This is a genomic window from Phaeocystidibacter marisrubri (assembly GCF_008933165.1).
Lineage (GTDB): Bacteria > Bacteroidota > Bacteroidia > Flavobacteriales > Schleiferiaceae > Phaeocystidibacter > Phaeocystidibacter marisrubri.
In genome coordinates this window covers 88,081-105,558 of the sequence record NZ_WBVQ01000002.1, presented here as the reverse complement: position 1 = coordinate 105,558, position 17,478 = coordinate 88,081, and the positions used below count along the sequence as shown (strand labels likewise).

Below are 17,478 nucleotides of genomic sequence, written 5' to 3'. Positions count from 1 at the left end.
ACAGGTCATGCAATTTGGTGAACGAATAAAAGAGCTGCGTGAGAGTAAAGAACTTTTGCAACGGCAACTAGCCGCCAGTCTTGAAATAGACACTCCGATGTTTAGTAAAATAGAACGGGGCGAAAGGCGTGCTAAACGTGAACAAGTCATTTTATTAGCTGAATTGCTTAATGCAGACGTTAATGAACTACTCACCATATGGCTAGCTGAAAGGGTCTATGACATTGTTAAAGATGAGGATATTGCAGAAGGAGCTTTGAAAGTAGCCAAGAGTACTTTAAAGTCCTCAAAAAACGTAAAGCATGTATAGGGATTATCAAAACATAGAAACGTTAGTCGAAGAGCCACTTGGCTTTTTTCCCAACGACGTAGGTATAAAACCGTTTCTCAAATGGGCAGGTGGTAAAACTCAGTTACTATCTCACTTACACCAATATGCTCCAAAAAATTTCAATAAATACATAGAGCCATTTATCGGGGGTGGTGCTATGTACTTTAGCCTGAACGCAGAGCGCTCATTAATTGCAGACTCTAATGAAGAACTAATTAACACGTATCTTCAACTAAAACATGATGTAGATTCTGTAATTGACCACCTAAGGAATTTCCAGCACAATGAAGATTTCTATTATAAGATTCGTGCCCAAAACCCAACGGAACTTGCAGATAGTTTTCGTGCAGCCAGGTTGATTTATCTTAATAAGACATGCTTTAATGGATTATACAGAGTAAATAAAAAGGGACAGTTCAATGTACCTTATGGTAAAGGCAACAATAATTTTCTTAATGAAGAGTCTTTGAGAAACTCGAGTGAGTTTCTTCAAAATGCAAGAATAGAGTTAGGTGATTATTTATCTATTCTGCAAGAACACGCTGAGCCAAATGATTTTATTTTCCTTGACCCACCTTACTACCCAGTAGGCAAACACTCTGACTTTAAAAGGTACACCAAAGAGTTCTTTTATCATGAAGATCAGATTAAACTCAAAGAAGAGTTTGATAGACTCGTTTCTTTAGGTTGTCATGTATTACTAACCAACTCTGATCATGAAGTAATACTTGATCTTTATTCAAATTATGAAATTAAAATCATTGAGACTAGGAGAATGATTAGCTCAAACGCAAAAACTAGAAAAGGTAAGGACATAATTGTACTAGGCTCTCATGGTTGAAAAGAGAACAGAAATAGAACTCATTAATGAACAATTCAAACTTTTCCCAGGGACAAGGTATATGGGGAGCAAGAATAAGATCATTGAAGCCATTGGTGGTCTATTGCTGGACTATGAGTTCAATTCAATTTATGATGCCTTTTCGGGAAGTAATGTGGTAGGCTACTTCTTTAAATCTCATGGTAAAAAAGTTATTTCCAATGACTTTATGGCTTTAAGCTATGTGATGTCAAAAGCTATTATTGAGAATTCAAAGGAAATATTAACAGAATCAGATTTAGAGATTTTATTAAAGAACCCCACGACACAAAACTTCATTTCTACACAATTTAAAGGCCTTTACTTTGATGATATTGATAATGAGTTCCTTGATCAGGTAAGGGCTAACGTGGAGTTGTTGAGTTCAGAATACAAAAAGGCCATTGCCCTTTCTGCGCTATCCAGATCTTGCATGAAAAAGAGAGCAAGAGGGATTTTTACGTTTGTTGGCCACAGGTATGATGATGGTCGGCAGGACATGAAATTATCCTTAAAAGAACACTTTCTTCTAAACGTTGAAATCTTTAACAATGCCGTTTTTGATAATGAGCAATCCAGTCATGCTTACAATGAAAAAACGGAAGTGCAAAAAGTAGAGGCTGACTTGATTTATCTCGATCCTCCTTATTTTACTCAAAACTCGGATAATGACTATGTAAGGAGATACCATTTTGTGGAAGGACTAGTGCGTAATTGGAAAGGTGTTGAGATTCAAAATCATACAAAAACTAAAAAATTTAAAAGTTACTACTCCCCATTCTCTAAAAAACAAGAAGCTTATGATGCTTTTGAAAAGCTAATCAAGAACTACAGAGAGTCAATAATAGCTATATCTTATAGTTCTAATTCACAGCCAACCAAAGAAGAATTAGTAGCACTTCTCTCAACTTACAAAAAGAATGTAGTAGTTCACGAAATTGATCACGTATACTCATTTGGCAACCAAAACCACAAAATCGGTAACAGCGCTAATAGAGTTAAGGAGTATTTATTTATCGCAAGTTAACAATCTGAATATGCCTAACGTTTGGAATATTGGAAACACCACGGTAAGGAATCCAAAAAGAATTGAAAATGCACTCAGGGTATTTGTTGATGAAGGGTTTTCAGGAAATGCCAAAGGTTCAGAAAGGGAAGCTAGATTACATTCAAAGCTAAAAGAAAGAGAAGTCTTAGAGTTTGATGGGGTTGCTTCTGATTGGAATGGAAGAAAATGGAGAGCTGCCTTTTATCAATTGGGATTTGTAAGCTATGAAAGGTATCGTATAGGCGAGGACAGGTTAACAACATCTGAACTTTTCACTCGCATTGGGTTACCTGCTATCTCTACAGGTTATGAACTAACTCCAGCCGGTCAAAAGCTAATTGAAGCGACAACCGTCCCAGAGATTGAGGAGATTTATACTAGGCAATTTGTTTGCTATGAGCTTCCAAATAGCTTGGAAGGTAGTTTTCCTGAAGGCAAAATGAAGCCTTTTATTCTATTACTTCAAGTACTTAATTTATTAAGTGCTGGTAGTCATGAAGGCTTGGACAAGTTTGAAACAGGGTTATTCCTTCAAAAATTCCAAGACCATACAGATGAACTTCCGCAGGAAATTGTAAACCAAGTTCTTAAATATAGACAAGAGCTTGCAGCCTGTACAAGTGCTAAGCAAACCCGAGAGTTAAAGAATAGGTATAAAGAAGCGTTAGGTGAAGACATTGGCATTAACCCAAATTCCGTAGTGAGCGATTATTCAGACACTACATTTAGGTATTTTTCACTTTCTGGCCTATTTACTCGCATAGGTCGAACTATAGTTATTCGACCAAACAAGCAAGGTTTTGTTAATCGTCTTTTAGAGTCCGAACCTTCATTTTTGTTTGAGGCTAATTCTCAAGCCTATTTAGAATCATTTTACAAAAACACATACTCTCTGCCAACAGACAACAGAGAATTTGCCTTGCAGGAGATCGATATTCTAAAAGCAGGAATTAGAGATCGCGGTAATGCTTTATTAGCGAAGGCCAATGCAATAAACGGAACAAGCACTATAGATGAAATTCAGGCTATAAGGTTTCAACTTATTGAATACAACAATTGGGAACGTGAAGAAGACTTTGCTAACGAGCAACAACAGCCGGAAGCAATCCGAGACATTATAAATTATTTGAGGGTATTAAATGGTGAGAATATTCCTGATGGTCCTGAAATAGACGATCGACCTGCTTATTTGGAATGGGCAGTATGGAGAAGTTTCCTAGCTATTGATGACCTTGTTTCCCCTGCTTACCAAACAAGACGTTTTCCCGTAGATCAGGATTTCCACCCGAGAAATACAGCACCAGGTGGTGGCGCTGATTTATTATTTGAGTTTGAAACCTATGTTCTTGTTGTTGAAGTGACACTTACAACTTCACATAGACAAATGGCTGTAGAGAGCGAACCCGTTAGAAGACACACCGTGCAGTACAAGGAGCAATTTCCTGATAAGGATGTTTATTGTTTGTTCATTGCACCAACAGTTGATAATAACGTTGCAGAGACATTCCGGATTGGTGTATGGTATAAGCAAGATGACGAAGAGTTTGTAAACATTGTTCCCATGAATCTTACTGACTTCATCAATGCTATGGAGGTCCTTTCTGCTGTTAAATATTCAAATGGGGACTTCAAGAATCTTATCGAAAGATGTTTAGTTTATAGAAATGTTAGGGCACCCCAATGGAAAACGTACATATCAAATGAAGTAAGTGTTTGGAGCAATAGGATAGTATCTCAATAAGGCTTTGTTTGATTTACTCATTTATCAACATACCTTTAATTTTTCCATTGCTTTTTAGGCCAATATAAATCCCTTTAGTGCCTTTTATTAAAAGAATGACAAAGTTTTCATTAAGACGATTTTTATCATATTGATCGGTTATCATACGCAAATCAACCTGAGATGGACATGGGTATGGCTCAGAGTGCGTGTGCCATTCTCCGAGATATATGGTTTGCCCTCCACTGCTTACATGTTCATAATCTATGATATACTGGGCCTTCTTTTTGCTTCTGACGAACCCTGTTCTTGAAGCCTGATCTGCACTACAGGGTGCGGAAGCTTTAAGGATGAAGATACCGTCCTCTGAGACTTGCCCGAGAAGGATACCACCAGCCTCATTGTCTTTCTTTCCTATTTGTTTATACCGTTCCAGAATTTCCAAAAGCCGATCGCTCAGTACTATTCGTTTTTTGCTTAGTTCAACCTCAACCATGGTTTTCTATTACTGTTCCGGCAGGAATGCCACGTACATGATCAGATAATTCAATTCTTTCGGCATTTGCGATTTGCTTATTTCCAACGAAGGTGTAGCTTACCATTTCTGAACTTGGATTCTTAATAAGATCGGAAATTTTTGTTAACATACAGCCTAAGAACCAGTGGATATCATGCACTGAGTATGGCGTGTATAAAGCTTGACATCCAGCCTCTTGTTTTGATATCACAGGACTTGTATAGCCCTTTTTATTTATGACGTTACCAATAAAAGAACCTTCCTCGTCAAAAAGGTTTGAGTATTTAACATCTTCTGGGGGTAGGTATATGAGATGGCCTCCAAGGAGGAACGGCTCAACCCAAAGAAACAACATTGGTTTTGTAATTTTCCCTTCTGCAAGTTTCTCGACTAACCAGCCTTCAATAGTAGGTTCTCCTATTGCTACTACGATCATATCCGCCTCATTGAGATACTTTGGATCATCCTGAACGACCTTAAATACAGAGGATTGTCTTATAGTAATGGGTTGCACTGGAGCAAGATCCTTTAGGTGATGCCTCAGAGCCTCAACTTTCGGGTGTCCCACATATTTTGCACCCAAAAGATGTCGTCCGATATTTTCAAGTGCTAAAATATCAGGATCTATCAACCTGAACTCCACGCTGTGCTTGTCATTTAGATAAGGTAAAAGGTGTGATCCAATACTACCCAAGCCAATGAAGGCATAGCGAGGACTCAATGCTCCCTCAATTCCTGCGGTTCGGTTTTGCAACCTTTTCAGTGCATAGGATTCCGGCCACAGGCGCATTACAGTTTTATTTGCCTGTACTGTCATTATTGACTGGAAAGGTTTGGTGACATGCCTTAAGGAACCTTTTAACCTTACATCGGTATTTGTATGCCTCCAGCCAAAGTACTTATGTTCTTGATTTATGGTTTTCTCAAATAACACATAAGAACTTTCCGCATTCCGGTTTATGAATCCTTCATACTTCTGAACCTCTTCAGGTTTCTCTTTCTCGAGCAATTTCAGCACCTCTCTATTGGTCATGTTAAAGGGAGGTTCCTTAAGACACTGGAGACTACCAATGCACATTCCATCAAACTCTTTAAATTTCAAATTGCGCTCGTGCAAAAAGCTCTTTAATTCCAGAGCTGAAGAATTATTATCGTGGAGAACTACTTTTCGTCCGGCCAAAAGGAAATCTTCTAGTTCAATTACTTTGAAGTCGCTGTCTAAGCGGGCTTGGAACAGCGTCAGAACCCTGAGAACTGAGTCTTTTGTTGAATATTGATTTGCCCAATAGGCTTCAAACTCCTCTTCAAAGTCAGAGAAATTCTCATTTTGAATTCCATCTTCAATAATTCGTTTAGCTCTACTGAGCACCTCTACTGCCATTTCAGCAGGACGCTCAGAGTTTGCATAGGACTTATTGTCGAAGGTGCAAATCAGTTGGTTTGTGTCTAAATGGGGAATGTATTTTATGGCTTCATAAGTCTTCTTACCGGCATAGGCAGTTGGAATAGATAAGGGAAAGTCTTCTGAAAATTTGAGATAGAGCCTTATGGGTAAAGGGTCAAAGTTTCGGTCGCAAATCTCCGTTTCTACCTTCAACACGGCATCCTCAGTACTAAACCCTGCATATTGTTTTTCGGAGGAACTGAGTACGTGAACCTGCTCTATTTCCCTCAACCGAGCCAGAGACTTTTCCAGTGCTTCCGTGAAATTCATTAAGCACTGCGTGAATTGTTGCTTCCAATTACAGCGGGCGCATCATAAGTTTTAGCACCTTCAACATAATCCTTTGCTAAATGACATGGAAATCGATCGCCCAAGTGTTTTCGCCATTTGGGGCAGGCGTCTTTTTGATTAGGTGTCGCCAAGGCTTGGTTGGCACTCTCAATAAACCTATCAAGCTCTTGTTTAAATGAAGCCTTACGCTCAGGTGAATAGCTTTTAAATAAATCCTCTCCGGCTGGTGTTGTTGGCCTAGGACACCTGAAACCATTGCTAATCAGCCAGTCTTTGATATTGACCAATGTGTCTCTTAACGCAACATCATCCCGCTCATTTACCGAGTAGTTATTGTCAGATGCCGCCAAAATAGTCATCACGACTCCTGGAGGCATCTCACCTCGGCAATGATCTCCCCAAGCCTTAAGGTACCTGACTATTCTCCTCAATTGATGATCTTTTTTTCTCACATCATTCAACCACTTGTCGTACTCATCAGAATACAAGCGACTTTCAAGAATGAACTCAGATTTGAAGCCGGACTGAATTTTTTCCTCAAACCACACTATAAATTCAACAGGGCTGCTTATGTGCCAACCTTCTTTTTTATCCGCTAGATCTGGCTCCCGGACATCAATAGCGTAGTAAATTGGAAGATCCACGTGATAATTAAAATCACCGTTTTGGCCTTTGTACTTTACTCTTACACACGTATCCTTATCCACAATCTCTTCGATTGTGTTGGGCGATTGGCCTTTCTCAATGGCTGCAATGATAAATTCATGAAAATCCGCAGGAGTTGGACGATCATGTCTGTCGTGCGTTCCTAAAAAGTATATTCCATCATCAAGATCGTATTCATCTTCCTTTCGGCTGGGATTGATTATGGTATCCATCACATATGAACCTTGGCTTTGAAATTCTATCTCCTCAACTACGTACTGATGCTCCTGAACCACGCCATACCCGCCTTCAATTCGCTTTCTCAATTCATTACGCTTCTCCCTTAAAAGGACTCTTCTGTCATCATCCAAGCGGATCTCTCGGTTGAACTCTTTGAATATAGGGTTACAGTTTGCCATGGTTAAAATTCACGTTTTAGTTCATTACCTTCAAATTCAGCTTCAATTTCACCTTTCGTCTGTGTTTGGCGATTGGTGAAATAATGACCCTTCAGCTTAGCGAGCCTGTTATGACGATTGTTAGCTGGAATAAATTTTAAAAAATTCGCCCCTTCGTGAGAATCAAGCTGATTACTTTCTTTTGTACCACCATTCTGATAGAAGAAGTATATTGAATAGAAATCGCTCTCGTCCTTTACTATACTCTCGGCAACACTAGTGGATTCGGTTACTGTTCCCAAGTGATTTTTTGTATACGTGCAAATTTTTATTTTGCTTGCTGTTTGAACAATCTCAATAGTACATTCAGGTGAACCGGGCTTGCCATTAAAAGTGTAATTGAGGTTCCCCTTGTATCGTCCATTCATGTTAGGTACATCTACCATATATTGGAAGAGTGGCAACTTCCATAAAAACCGATCGTACAAACCAAGAATAACTAGTAATAATGCTGTAGTCGCCGGAGGCGTGGCTGACACTGAGTTTTGTTCTAAAAAAGAAATTCCCCAGTCGACAAGCCAGCCTACAAGCCATGCTGTGAATATCACGAAGGCTATGAAAGGGCGCGTTTTGTAGTAACGAAAATTTATCATTAGAAGGGCTGGTTAAACTTGCAGTAAGAGAGTTATTTCTCTTTTCTAACTCCTTTAAAAGGTTTACTATCTTGTTTGACGTCCATAAACCTCCCGGTCTCAGCATCTCGCTTTACCCAGTTACCGGAACCTGTTTGTGTTTGTGATCGCTTTCTTACAGCTCCATGTCTCCGGTTATCACCGCTTTTTCCATTCGTTGCCATTGCTTAATCTCTTAGGTATTAATGAATTATCCCACTTGTCACGGAGTAGGGTTGTAACCGAAAAGATTTAGAAATTTCAGAAGAAGAGATTGCTCATGTTACATTCATGCGTTACATTCGCCAAAACTTTCAAACGCAGGCTTTGCCTGATAAAATCGCACCGCTCTTTTGGGCGGTAAATACAAAAAGAGTCTCCCATGAGTCAGATGGGATCCTTTCCTTTTACAAATATTGCAAGATTTCTAGGGCTAGGAAAGACGTGTTGATAACGATTGAAAACTTTTAGCCACCATTACCATCAAAAGTTTTCTTTTCCTGTGCTTTAGGTGTGTCTATTTAGGCCAAGCCATATGAGTGAACAATATAGTTAGTTCACCTTTTCATCAAGTTCATACCCATAATAGTCCGCCCTAGGTAGCTATACATCTGAGTTGGCAAGGTAAAAACTACTGGTATGGAGGAAGATAAAGTTTATGCAGAACTCAAGAAGCTACGCTCTTTATTGGCCAAAGTGGTAGGCACGCAAGATCTACCCAAACGTGCGCAATTCTCTAGGGAGGCTATTAAAAAGGCGGCATCAGAATTTCGGAAGCTTCAGACAGAAAGAGGCGAATGGATTTCAGAGTCTGACATTTCAAAGGTGATTCGATCAGCTGGTTACAGACCTGGGAAGTTTATCATTGAAAAGTTTGGGTTCACCAATTATTTCAAGCGAGGAAAGCAGTACTTCTTTAACCGGAAAGACTTGGTAGCACTGAACAAGGAGCTCAAGACACGGAAAATCAATTTGGAAACCTACATGAAACTGGAGGTAGACCAGGAGAAGTTTCAGAAATACTTGCGGGAGTTGAAACAAGGAAAAAAGAAGCGTCCAAGATTCAAGCTCCCCGAGAACCTAGAAAACATAGAAAGTCAGCCTTACAATCATTCACCAAAAGAGAAAATCCTACAACATATAGATGACCTGATGCGTGAATATGAGAAGGATAAGCTAGTCGAGTTTATCGATATTTTCAGGGGGTCTCACGCAATGATGAAGAGCATTTACTACTTCGATAGATACCTTGAACCTGCTAAAAGAAAGCAGTGCGACAAATGGTGCTTCGAATTCAATTATGCCCAGGAAGCACTCGCTGAGATCAAGAAAATTCGCAGTGAGATAATTTACTGAAATGACGAAATAGTGTATCCATGCTTGACTGTAGTTAAACCTCCGTTAAAACACTTTCCTCAAAACTATTTCAGTAGGAAATTCGCCTCACCTAAGAAAAACTACTGAAGAAACATCTAATGGAGAACAGCAACTTGAATGCAATATTCGAGGAGCTGCGTCGGTCAGAAGTCTCTTTTGTGGAAGATAGAGACTCGTTAGATTCTGGAGTTTACCAGTTGTTTGAGGCCGATACTCGAGGCGTTTCATTTAATGGATTCGACTCTCTCTCGGAGTACTTTCAGCACCTGTTGAACTTGTACTCTCAGTTTAAGGCAGCTCTCTCGGATGTGCTCGATTCTGGCGTGAAAAAAGCGAAGAATACGCTTCGCTATATCAAAGGTCTTATTGGTGAGATTCAAATCTTATTGAATCCTAGGAACGAAGATTTACTCTTGGCAAGGGTAGATATTAAATCAACATCGAAAATTGCCACCAGACCAAGAGGTTTACTGGCTGGAATTTTGAGGTTCATTGATGCTCAACGCGAAGCGCTCCGTTTGGTGAAGTCTTGTGTCAAATCTATCAAGGATACCAAGTGGCCATACGTTTCCGTGATGCCGCCAGATGGTCAGTATTCTGGCTTGAATGATTCATCTTTACTCAACTGGAAAGGGAAGCAATCCGAGCTTATCGAACTGATAGCTGCTCTTCATGAGCTTAGACTTTTTGGAGAGGATGTTTCTAGAAAACAGCTTTGGGAATTCTTTTCATCGGTCTTTGGTGTGGCCCTTCATAATGCGGAGAAGAGTCTACATCAGATGAAGTATCGAAAACTCGGAAATGCGAAGTTTCTGAGCAGATTGGTGCAGAAGTTCGATGAAATGATGGATCCCAACTCGGATTTGCATAAATCTGACTAGAGTCTATATAGAGTCCATAGTTCCGCCTTTTCAACCGGGATAATCTTGCGGTGTAAACCTAAAAACACAAAGCAATGGAAGTTATCACAATCGAAAAGGAAGCGTTTCAACGTCTACTCAAGAAACTAGACTCTATAGAAGAGGGCTTGGAGGAATTGAGAAACCCAGTTTCACGCATGCAAGCTGAATGGGTGGATACCTATGATGTGATGAAGATATTGAAGGTAAGTAGGAGGACCTTGACTCAATATGTGAGTGAGGGGAAGTTGAAATGTTCAAGGGTGAAGAATAAGAACTATTTCAAACTGTCCGATATCGAAGAATTCCTAAACACCTCTAGTTAAGTCAGTCAATATGCTCCACTAGTGAATCATACCAATAGACAAACTGGTTGATCATATTCTGCAAATCTTGATCCTTTGAATCATCTGTTTCAGTATTGAGGAACTTGACAACCTCGATCTTGAAATTTTCAGCTAAAGAATCTTTCCTGATTTGGCTCCAGAATAGTCGGATATCCAGGGTGCTTTGAATCCATAGAAAGACTTCTTTGGTCAAATCTCCTTTGAATTGGTGCGGCGCTTTTGTACTAAAAATGGTTGGCACTAGATGACTCAAAAGTATTAGGCTGTTTCCCTCTTTTTGCAAGAAAGATTTGATGAATTCATTGAAATCACTCCTGTTGCATTCAGACCATGCACCGAGTAGAAATCTAATTTTTTCTAATGAAGCTTTCGGTAATTCTAGGATGGCGTCGGTTCGATCTAGTCCGGCTTTCTTCCTCAGGTTATCGAATTGGCTCACTAGAAAGTTGTAAGAGTAAGGTGAGTCTTGTTCTTTCTTTTTCGCTTTAATGAATAAGTCAATATAATGAGCCAGAGTAAATTTCAAAGAAGTGGAATTCCTGAACAGTTCACTAAACAGTTTCTCACGTTTATCTACGTCGATAATCGCCATTAGTCGCATGATGAAACGAGATAACTGATCTTCTGGAGAATCTATGAAATAGTGATCTTTACTTTCAAAGAGCTCTGAAGCCCGATACAGTTTTTTGATCAGGACAATCGCTTTCTGTTCAGTAATATTCTTTTCAAAGGACCTGAATTTAAGAAGTACACTAAATGTGTCAGTCTTCTCTAGATATCCTTTTAACGTACTAATAAAATCATCGTCACCAATTGATTCGATGTTGTTCGTGAGATTAGCTACTTCATACTCTGAGATGTCAGATTCATCAACCTGATATGTGAAATAGCGGTCAAAATGCCGAGGCGAACTTATTCTCATCGAGCTAGCTCTTGAGTATAGTTCTTCATTTAAGGGAGATTGATGGTGTCTAGTGTCTGGGAACAACGAATGGATAATCTTAAGTGCATTTTCATGCTCCTGGCCATTATGGGACTTTGCTAGAATTTCCGTCTCCTTCCTGTAAAGTAAAATTTTGCCTTCATCTTTTCCGCCATGATTACTCCAACTTTCGTTGAAGAAAAAGCTGTGGTTTATAATGAATTGATAATAATTGGGGTGAAAAAAATGCAACGTCTGGAGTAAAATGAAATCTGAGATATAAACATGGTCCTTGACCATCGGAAGATGAAACCTAAGGCTATTCACGAATCTAAGAATAGACCTAGGAGTGGTATTTCCAGTGAAAACGGCCTCCCAAAACACATCGCTACGAACTCGAAATTGGCTCCATTCTTGCTCCAAGTCAAGATCGGTAATCGCTTTTTCCAGTTTAGCTTTTGTAAAGGCCCTCAATTGTGACTTGGTCAGAGTAGGCAACTCTAACGGAACTTGAATTATCTTTTCTAAGAAGCTCTCGCCCGAGTATTCTTCACTGCCGTATTTTTCACGAATAGCATCCGCAACGACTTGCTTATCAAACGAGAGTAAGTAAGTAATGCGATCTAACGAGATACTTTGCTTCACAAGCTTCAACAAAATGTGAATTTCGTCTTTATCAAGTCTATCTATGTCATCTATAATTATAACCAGTCGCTTATCGAGTTTCTGGAGCAATTTCTGTAGCCGGTCTTTTATTTGTTCAAGATTAGGAGATTCGCCAAACACATCGAATATCTTATCTGAAAGCGAACTATTCAAAACTCCTAAAAAAGGAGCTGTATACTTCTTCAGTTGTCTAATGTTTGCTTCGGATTGAGACTCTAATTGAGAGCTTCTCTTAAAGAAATTGTTCCACTTGTTCCTGGCTTTCGAGATTCTTGTTTCGACTTTCTCAGGCTCCTTTTCTGCTTTCTCACTATCTGATTCCAATACTTCAATCTCATTCGCAATAATTGAGAAAAATTGAAGCATTAAGCTGTTTTGATCGCCAATCTGCCAAGGGTTGTAGTCGAGTACGTGGGTATTCTCATGGTTTGTGTTCAACTCATTTCTTATGAGTTGAAGGATTGAACTCTTCCCTGTTCCCCAAGTGCCATAGAGGCCGAACGTTATACATTCGGTTCCCTGATTTCTGGAAATACTGGTGCAAATTCTTTTGGCAAATTCATGACGTTGAAAAAGATCTTCTTCAGCATCCTGAATTGAAGTATCGGGTGAGTAATCGTTCATTATCGAGAGATTTCGTGAAAAGATAAGAATCTCACCAGATACCTTGAGCTCTAATGAAGGCCGTATTGAATTCCTACTTTATTTCCTCTATTCTTCAACATCTCCGCATAGTTATTCTTGAAATCAGCATCAACTCGATGCACCTTAATGGCTACTGGAGCATCATAATCTGCTGTAACTCCTCCGCGAGTACCACCTTCACCATTCTGCTGGAAGATGACGATGAAAATGGTGTTTGGATACTCATTTCGAAGTTCATCAAATCGATGATTCGGAATGTCTAACTTCTGCCAGGAATCGATCGCCACAACATCAAAAGCCTTGGCCGCCTCTTTGACAGTTTCAAATCCATTTGGAGCCTCTCCCGTTACAAATAGACGGGAGAGGTTCTTCGTTTTGATATTCCGGCGGATGGAAGCTTCTGTGTCCTTGCTGGCCATACCGCCTTGCTCCAGATCAAAGAGGGCGCAAGTCCAATTCATTTCCAGGAATCCATCAATGAGCTGTTTGAGAAATTCACTTTTACCAGCATGAGGATCTCCTTTTAGAAGAATGGCCAGTTTGTAGCGTTGAAGGTCTTGCATGAACTCTCCAATCTTACCAGGCAATCTGAATGTATCTGGACGTTCAATCTTGTCAGCCCGATCTGCTGAAACAAAGAGATCTTTCAACTCGCCTGAGAGCTCTTTTATCAAGGAAATAGATTCTTTGACCTGTTTCGTATTATCGATTGTTTTTTGAACCAGGTTAGACTTCGGGCCAGAGAGCGCAAGTTCGAGTTGTTCCTCTTTGACCTTCTTTGTCATCTTCTTAAGGTACGCCGGAACACCATCCTTGTTTCGGTCGAGGATGAAGTCAGCGGCTTCTTGTGCTGAGCTACATGCTCTAAAGAAGAATCGATTGTCTTTGGACATCTCATCCTTAAGCTTCTTACTCCAGCCTTTTAGATAGGAAGCACTGTTCTTCATGGTGTAGTAAAGAATGCCTGCTTCTGCATTAAGGTAGTTGGCTCCCATTTCTGCTATGAGCTCTTCAAAGGCATACTCTTTTGTACCGAACTTGCCGGTCATGTTTCGTTCAAGACGAGTGTGATGACCTGTTGAGTGAATACACTCGTGGAAGAGCGTTGAATAATACTCTTGAGGTTTGTCGAAAGCTGCTTGCGGAGGCATCTGGATTCTATCCTGAGCAGGAGAGTAAAAAGCTCGATCTCCGCCGTGGCTAATCTGAGGACCTTTCGAGTAGGCCTTGATTATGGCCTCGGCTGTCTCAATCTTTTGAGCATCGTTCTTTGGCTCCACTTTTTGCAGTTCGAAGTCGATGCCTTCGATGTCATCTCCGTTAAAGACTTTGTAGTACTTCAGGAAAGGGATGCGCTCGAGATCTCTACATTTTTCAAACCACTCTTCAGTTCCTTGATTAGGAGCACTGTCACATTCCTTTCGTTTCTCCCAATATTCGCGCTCAGAGATTTTCTTTCCCTTGTATTTGTGAAGGATGGAGAAGTACACCACTAAGTACCCTTTGGAACCCTTCTTCAGTTTTCCTCCTTTCTCTTGAATCTGCTTAAAGGTTAGGAAGTACGGATTCTCCCAGTTTCGCTTTCTAAGGGCTGGAAGAATGAAGTTGAGTAGTACAGAATTGATACCTCGATAGGGTTTCTTGCTGATAAAGTTGGTCGCAGATAACCCATAGGTGTCAATGGATTTCCAACCTTGTCGCCAAGGGAGGTCGCCATACTTATCGATAGCCTCCAGAACGAGATCAGTCACCTTTTGGTAGATGTCTTCGGGCTTGATGGTTTTGCCTAGACCTATCTCTTCCTCATCAATAGGAGCATCGCTCTGTAAACCATACAATCCTTCCAATACCGGGTTTTCAATACGCAAGGTGAAGTCTTTGGCCTTTGGATGTGCTTTGAGCAATTGATCCAAGCGAACGGCTACATCTATGGCCATTGGATCCTTACTATTCCAGGCACTTTTTAAAAGGCTATGGAGATAAGCTCTCTGAACGGTTTCACCATGAAGGGCATTGAAAACACCGGTAACTGACATTGTGGAAGTACTTGGTTTATGGGTTTTGTAAGGCGTGAGCGCGTTTTAAGGCAGAAGACCAGCTTTCATCTTCTTTTCTAATTCGACTAGCCAAGAGGGATACTGGTAGCTTTGCAATGGAGTCAGCTGGTTCTCTTTTGACTCTCCATCCTTCTTGGCGTATACGTTTTTCTAGACGAGCTTTAGAACGAATGGTCTCGATTCGCTTGGTTCCAAGCCAGACTTCAATGTGAGGCGCTTCGCCTCGAAGGGATACTTGTTTCATGAGACTTGATTTATAATAGAGGTCCAGTGAATTCAGTTCGGATTCCTTCCACTTCTATCAGAGCACGGTAGGTTAGATTTCTGGCAACAGAAGGATCAAGGACTTTGTCAATACTGCTTGCCGGTACGTTCATGACGATGTTGTGAACTATCGTTCGCGAACCTGCTCCAACAGTGAATGGAATGATGCCTGGTTCGGAGTAAGCGATCTCTTCACCTTCGTGATAGATGCGAACAGAGATTACTGAGCCAGAAAAGGATTCATTTTCTGGATTGACGATGGGGAACTGCAATTTGAACTGAAGGTTCTGACCAAACAAGTTGAGATCACTTATCCGAGGCGATTCAATTTTGAGCAAGTTGGCCGTTGATTGCAATCGGTTCCATTTTCGAAGTGCCCAAGCCCCGCCAAGGCCAAGAGCTGCGAGAGATAAGATGGTTCTTGTTTTCATGGGAGATCAAAGAGTTTGAAGGCGGCATTGAGAGTAACAGAGCCTCCATTCGGCCAAGGCGCATAGCCCAACCCAAAGGAGTAGTCATTTCGGTATTTCACCTGGAGCATTGGAGCGACTTCAGTATGTTGAGGCGTCCATGTACTCGATAAGCCTCCGTAGACTTGCCACCGTGGAATGCGTCGCTGGTGTACTATTTGAGTTTGAAGCGGTCGAATTAGTTGATAGCGAACTCCAATAGAATCCAACACCCCAAGCTGCACAACAGGACGAAGTTCAAGGTTGATGGAACTGTCGCGATAGTTGGTGAGGTATTCATGCTTTTGGAGGTAACTATCAATGATAGCAGCCGTGTCAACGAGTGAGGTTGATTTTACATCGGCTACCTCGACCAAGCGAATGTGCTCTCTGGATATGCCGGTATCAACATAGACCGTGTCGAGCGTTACAGTCACAACCGTATCCACAACTTCTACTTCAGAGCTGATTTCCAATGGTCTACAACACCATTTGCAACCTATGAAGTAGCCAAGAAGCACAGAAACAAGAATTACCCATATGCTAGCTCCTCTACTCATCGAACTTTTGATCTTTTGATGAGCCAGAGGCTAAGTGCGGACAATGTGAGCAATACTCCTGTGGATCCGAGTGCAATTTTTTTTTGTGACGATCAGCGAAGTCCTGCAATCGGTTAAGCCATCCTTTAAGGAACCGCTCCTGCGAAGGGTCCATCTTGGCCAAGTCCCAGAAGAAACGTTCTCTTCGAGCAATCATTCGAGAGAGTAGTGTTGGAGGGTGAATCTGATTTGCTGCATTCACCGTTTTGGGACCAATGATTCCATCTACGGCTAAGTCTTCACCAAATTCATCGTTGAGAAGGCGTTGAAAGGTCATTAGGCCATACCTGCCAGAACCCCAATTCCATGAGGTAATAGCTTCAGCGATAGCTTGATCATGGATGCTATTATTATAGGTTGCCTTGTCCCAGTAATGCTTGATAAAGAGCTCGGCCTGAGCTTCGGTCATATTCTTAAAAGCCCAATCGGTAGGCTCGATGCCCAATACGGTATCAGCTAGCGCATTGAATGTGGCTCTGGTAATTCCTTTATTGGTTTCACCTCCACGATCAATAGGGTCATTTACATATCCACCTTCCCAGCGAAGGATGAACGGAACGAACAATCTATAATCTGGTCGCTTCATTAGATGAGTGCTTTAGCTACGGGTGAAACTTGGCCCAATTGTTCTCTGGATGGTTGCATTCCAGCCTTGGCCCAGATAGCAGACATCTGAGCGAGTTCCTCCTCGTCTAGTTCCATGCGGTACCATCCGAAGAGGTCCATGTTGTATCCTCCGGCCCAGCTCGGCCAGTATCCACCTCCCCAGCCAGGATGGAGTCCAAACTTTCGATACACCAATTGAAGCGCTTTACCATTTAGGCCTTGTAGAGTGTCGAAGAGCTCACTTTCATCGGTGCCAAATCCTTCCATGGCCATTAGCTGAGTTTGAGCAATACTGGAAGCCTCAGCTTCAGTAATGTTAGGCCTTGTTGAGCCGTCTGGAGCACTATTGTTCAGTACCTCGGCTACATCATTTTCATGCTCGAGTTCTTGCTCATCGGTGAATACTCTTTTGATGAGTCGATAAGCGGCATAGGTCACACCGGCTGCCGCGCCTATTCCTATGACATAGGGAAGTGCTGTCTTTACGGCTGCTGACTTTAGGAATGATGACATACTTAGAGAGATTTTAGCATTCCGCTGTACTTCTTAAGTAAGCTGTTGATGTTGGGCTTTTGGGCCAGCTCTGCTAGAATCTGAAGACTCTCTTCGTTGGCCTTGTTTCCGATTCTTTCAAGAGCAACAGCCTTAGACTTGGCGGCACCTAAGCTTGATGCGGAAATGCCTATTTCGATGTTATGTTTTGATTGTCCGAATCCCATGGTA

The 17,478-nt window shown here is 41.1% G+C and carries 19 protein-coding genes; 7 read left to right on the top strand and 12 right to left on the bottom strand.

Features of this window, described 5'->3' with window-relative positions:
- Positions 1-7 precede the first annotated feature (7 nt).
- Genes F8C82_RS07830 through F8C82_RS07820 form a run of 4 tightly spaced genes read left to right on the top strand, consistent with a single transcriptional unit; the run spans position 8 to position 3,979 of the window.
- Entirely contained in the window at positions 8-310 is a 303-nt protein-coding gene (locus F8C82_RS07830) for a helix-turn-helix domain-containing protein (RefSeq protein ID WP_151693035.1), read from the top strand.
- Positions 303-1,172, top strand: coding sequence for a DNA adenine methylase (locus F8C82_RS14895; protein ID WP_223279518.1), 870 nt, complete (start codon positions 303-305; stop codon positions 1,170-1,172). Before F8C82_RS07830 ends, F8C82_RS14895 begins: the two co-directional genes overlap by 8 nt.
- Positions 1,165-2,217 (top strand): DNA adenine methylase, encoded by a 1,053-nt coding sequence (locus tag F8C82_RS14890; RefSeq protein WP_223279516.1) that lies wholly within the window; start codon positions 1,165-1,167, stop codon positions 2,215-2,217. Before F8C82_RS14895 ends, F8C82_RS14890 begins: the two co-directional genes overlap by 8 nt.
- Before the next feature lie 10 nt (positions 2,218-2,227).
- Positions 2,228-3,979, top strand: coding sequence for an AlwI family type II restriction endonuclease (locus tag F8C82_RS07820; protein ID WP_151693034.1), 1,752 nt, complete (start codon positions 2,228-2,230; stop codon positions 3,977-3,979).
- Between the two features lie 13 nt (positions 3,980-3,992).
- Here the strand turns inward: F8C82_RS07820 and F8C82_RS07815 are convergent, their stop codons facing one another.
- The 4 genes from F8C82_RS07815 to F8C82_RS07800 are packed head-to-tail and all read right to left on the bottom strand — an operon-like array spanning position 3,993 to position 7,861.
- Positions 3,993-4,454 carry a Mov34/MPN/PAD-1 family protein gene (locus F8C82_RS07815; protein WP_151693033.1) on the bottom strand — a complete coding sequence of 154 codons (462 nt, stop codon included), beginning with the start codon at positions 4,452-4,454 and terminating at the stop codon, positions 3,993-3,995.
- The gene (locus F8C82_RS07810; protein WP_151693032.1) at positions 4,447-6,189 is read right to left on the bottom strand and encodes an E2/UBC family protein; all 1,743 of its coding nucleotides are present in this window, start codon (positions 6,187-6,189) and stop codon (positions 4,447-4,449) included. The genes F8C82_RS07815 and F8C82_RS07810 overlap by 8 nt, the downstream gene beginning before the upstream one ends.
- Positions 6,189-7,274, bottom strand: coding sequence for a cyclic GMP-AMP synthase DncV-like nucleotidyltransferase (locus F8C82_RS07805; RefSeq protein WP_151693031.1), 1,086 nt, complete (start codon positions 7,272-7,274; stop codon positions 6,189-6,191). Before F8C82_RS07805 ends, F8C82_RS07810 begins: the two co-directional genes overlap by 1 nt.
- 2 nt (positions 7,275-7,276) lie before the next feature.
- Positions 7,277-7,861 carry a Cap15 family cyclic dinucleotide receptor domain-containing protein gene (locus tag F8C82_RS07800; RefSeq protein ID WP_170266191.1) on the bottom strand — a complete coding sequence of 195 codons (585 nt, stop codon included), beginning with the start codon at positions 7,859-7,861 and terminating at the stop codon, positions 7,277-7,279.
- Between the two features lie 702 nt (positions 7,862-8,563).
- Here F8C82_RS07800 and F8C82_RS07795 point away from each other — a divergent pair.
- The 3 genes from F8C82_RS07795 (at position 8,564) to F8C82_RS07785 (ending at position 10,526) form a co-directional block, all read left to right on the top strand.
- Positions 8,564-9,280 (top strand): hypothetical protein, encoded by a 717-nt coding sequence (locus F8C82_RS07795; protein WP_151693029.1) that lies wholly within the window; start codon positions 8,564-8,566, stop codon positions 9,278-9,280.
- 119 nt (positions 9,281-9,399) lie between these two features.
- On the top strand, positions 9,400-10,182 hold the full coding sequence (locus F8C82_RS07790; protein WP_151693028.1) for an RteC domain-containing protein: 783 nt from the start codon (positions 9,400-9,402) through the stop codon (positions 10,180-10,182).
- A gap of 74 nt (positions 10,183-10,256) precedes the next feature.
- Positions 10,257-10,526 carry a helix-turn-helix domain-containing protein gene (locus F8C82_RS07785; RefSeq protein WP_151693027.1) on the top strand — a complete coding sequence of 90 codons (270 nt, stop codon included), beginning with the start codon at positions 10,257-10,259 and terminating at the stop codon, positions 10,524-10,526.
- Position 10,527: 1 nt separating this feature from the next.
- On the opposite strand, the gene F8C82_RS07780 is transcribed toward F8C82_RS07785, so the two are convergent.
- Genes F8C82_RS07780 through F8C82_RS07745 form a run of 8 tightly spaced genes read right to left on the bottom strand, consistent with a single transcriptional unit; the run spans position 10,528 to position 17,474 of the window.
- Positions 10,528-12,759 (bottom strand): KAP family P-loop NTPase fold protein, encoded by a 2,232-nt coding sequence (locus F8C82_RS07780; protein WP_151693026.1) that lies wholly within the window; start codon positions 12,757-12,759, stop codon positions 10,528-10,530.
- Between the two features lie 50 nt (positions 12,760-12,809).
- Positions 12,810-14,816, bottom strand: coding sequence for an ArdC family protein (locus F8C82_RS07775; protein ID WP_151693025.1), 2,007 nt, complete (start codon positions 14,814-14,816; stop codon positions 12,810-12,812).
- 16 nt (positions 14,817-14,832) lie between these two features.
- A complete protein-coding gene (locus F8C82_RS07770) occupies positions 14,833-15,081 on the bottom strand; it encodes a hypothetical protein (RefSeq protein WP_151693024.1) in 249 nt (82 codons plus the stop codon).
- 10 nt (positions 15,082-15,091) lie between these two features.
- Positions 15,092-15,532, bottom strand: a complete 441-nt coding sequence (locus F8C82_RS07765; RefSeq protein ID WP_151693023.1) for a hypothetical protein — start codon at positions 15,530-15,532, stop codon at positions 15,092-15,094.
- Entirely contained in the window at positions 15,529-16,110 is a 582-nt protein-coding gene (locus tag F8C82_RS07760; RefSeq protein ID WP_151693022.1) for a hypothetical protein, read from the bottom strand. The genes F8C82_RS07765 and F8C82_RS07760 overlap by 4 nt, the downstream gene beginning before the upstream one ends.
- On the bottom strand, positions 16,103-16,735 hold the full coding sequence (locus tag F8C82_RS07755) for a glycoside hydrolase family 108 protein (protein ID WP_151693021.1): 633 nt from the start codon (positions 16,733-16,735) through the stop codon (positions 16,103-16,105). Before F8C82_RS07755 ends, F8C82_RS07760 begins: the two co-directional genes overlap by 8 nt.
- Positions 16,735-17,268 (bottom strand): hypothetical protein, encoded by a 534-nt coding sequence (locus tag F8C82_RS07750; protein ID WP_151693020.1) that lies wholly within the window; start codon positions 17,266-17,268, stop codon positions 16,735-16,737. The genes F8C82_RS07755 and F8C82_RS07750 overlap by 1 nt, the downstream gene beginning before the upstream one ends.
- A 2-nt stretch (positions 17,269-17,270) precedes the next feature.
- A complete protein-coding gene (locus F8C82_RS07745; protein WP_151693019.1) occupies positions 17,271-17,474 on the bottom strand; it encodes a hypothetical protein in 204 nt (67 codons plus the stop codon).
- Positions 17,475-17,478: the final 4 nt, after the last annotated feature.

Bases quoted from the DNA above. Each gene is read 5' to 3' on its own strand.
- F8C82_RS07760 (WP_151693022.1), bottom strand. From the start codon at position 16,110: ATGAGTAGAGGAGCTAGCATATGGGTAATTCTTGTTTCTGTGCTTCTT.
- F8C82_RS07785 (WP_151693027.1), top strand. From the start codon at position 10,257: ATGGAAGTTATCACAATCGAAAAGGAAGCGTTTCAACGTCTACTCAAG.
- F8C82_RS07780 (WP_151693026.1), bottom strand. From the start codon at position 12,759: ATGAACGATTACTCACCCGATACTTCAATTCAGGATGCTGAAGAAGAT.
- F8C82_RS07805 (WP_151693031.1), bottom strand. From the start codon at position 7,274: ATGGCAAACTGTAACCCTATATTCAAAGAGTTCAACCGAGAGATCCGC.
- F8C82_RS07770 (WP_151693024.1), bottom strand. From the start codon at position 15,081: ATGAAACAAGTATCCCTTCGAGGCGAAGCGCCTCACATTGAAGTCTGG.
- F8C82_RS07820 (WP_151693034.1), top strand. From the start codon at position 2,228: ATGCCTAACGTTTGGAATATTGGAAACACCACGGTAAGGAATCCAAAA.
- F8C82_RS07765 (WP_151693023.1), bottom strand. From the start codon at position 15,532: ATGAAAACAAGAACCATCTTATCTCTCGCAGCTCTTGGCCTTGGCGGG.
- F8C82_RS07745 (WP_151693019.1), bottom strand. From the start codon at position 17,474: ATGGGATTCGGACAATCAAAACATAACATCGAAATAGGCATTTCCGCA.
- F8C82_RS14890 (WP_223279516.1), top strand. From the start codon at position 1,165: ATGGTTGAAAAGAGAACAGAAATAGAACTCATTAATGAACAATTCAAA.
- F8C82_RS14895 (WP_223279518.1), top strand. From the start codon at position 303: ATGTATAGGGATTATCAAAACATAGAAACGTTAGTCGAAGAGCCACTT.
- F8C82_RS07775 (WP_151693025.1), bottom strand. From the start codon at position 14,816: ATGTCAGTTACCGGTGTTTTCAATGCCCTTCATGGTGAAACCGTTCAG.
- F8C82_RS07830 (WP_151693035.1), top strand. From the start codon at position 8: ATGCAATTTGGTGAACGAATAAAAGAGCTGCGTGAGAGTAAAGAACTT.
- F8C82_RS07810 (WP_151693032.1), bottom strand. From the start codon at position 6,189: ATGAATTTCACGGAAGCACTGGAAAAGTCTCTGGCTCGGTTGAGGGAA.
- F8C82_RS07790 (WP_151693028.1), top strand. From the start codon at position 9,400: ATGGAGAACAGCAACTTGAATGCAATATTCGAGGAGCTGCGTCGGTCA.
- F8C82_RS07750 (WP_151693020.1), bottom strand. From the start codon at position 17,268: ATGTCATCATTCCTAAAGTCAGCAGCCGTAAAGACAGCACTTCCCTAT.
- F8C82_RS07795 (WP_151693029.1), top strand. From the start codon at position 8,564: ATGGAGGAAGATAAAGTTTATGCAGAACTCAAGAAGCTACGCTCTTTA.
- F8C82_RS07815 (WP_151693033.1), bottom strand. From the start codon at position 4,454: ATGGTTGAGGTTGAACTAAGCAAAAAACGAATAGTACTGAGCGATCGG.
- F8C82_RS07755 (WP_151693021.1), bottom strand. From the start codon at position 16,735: ATGAAGCGACCAGATTATAGATTGTTCGTTCCGTTCATCCTTCGCTGG.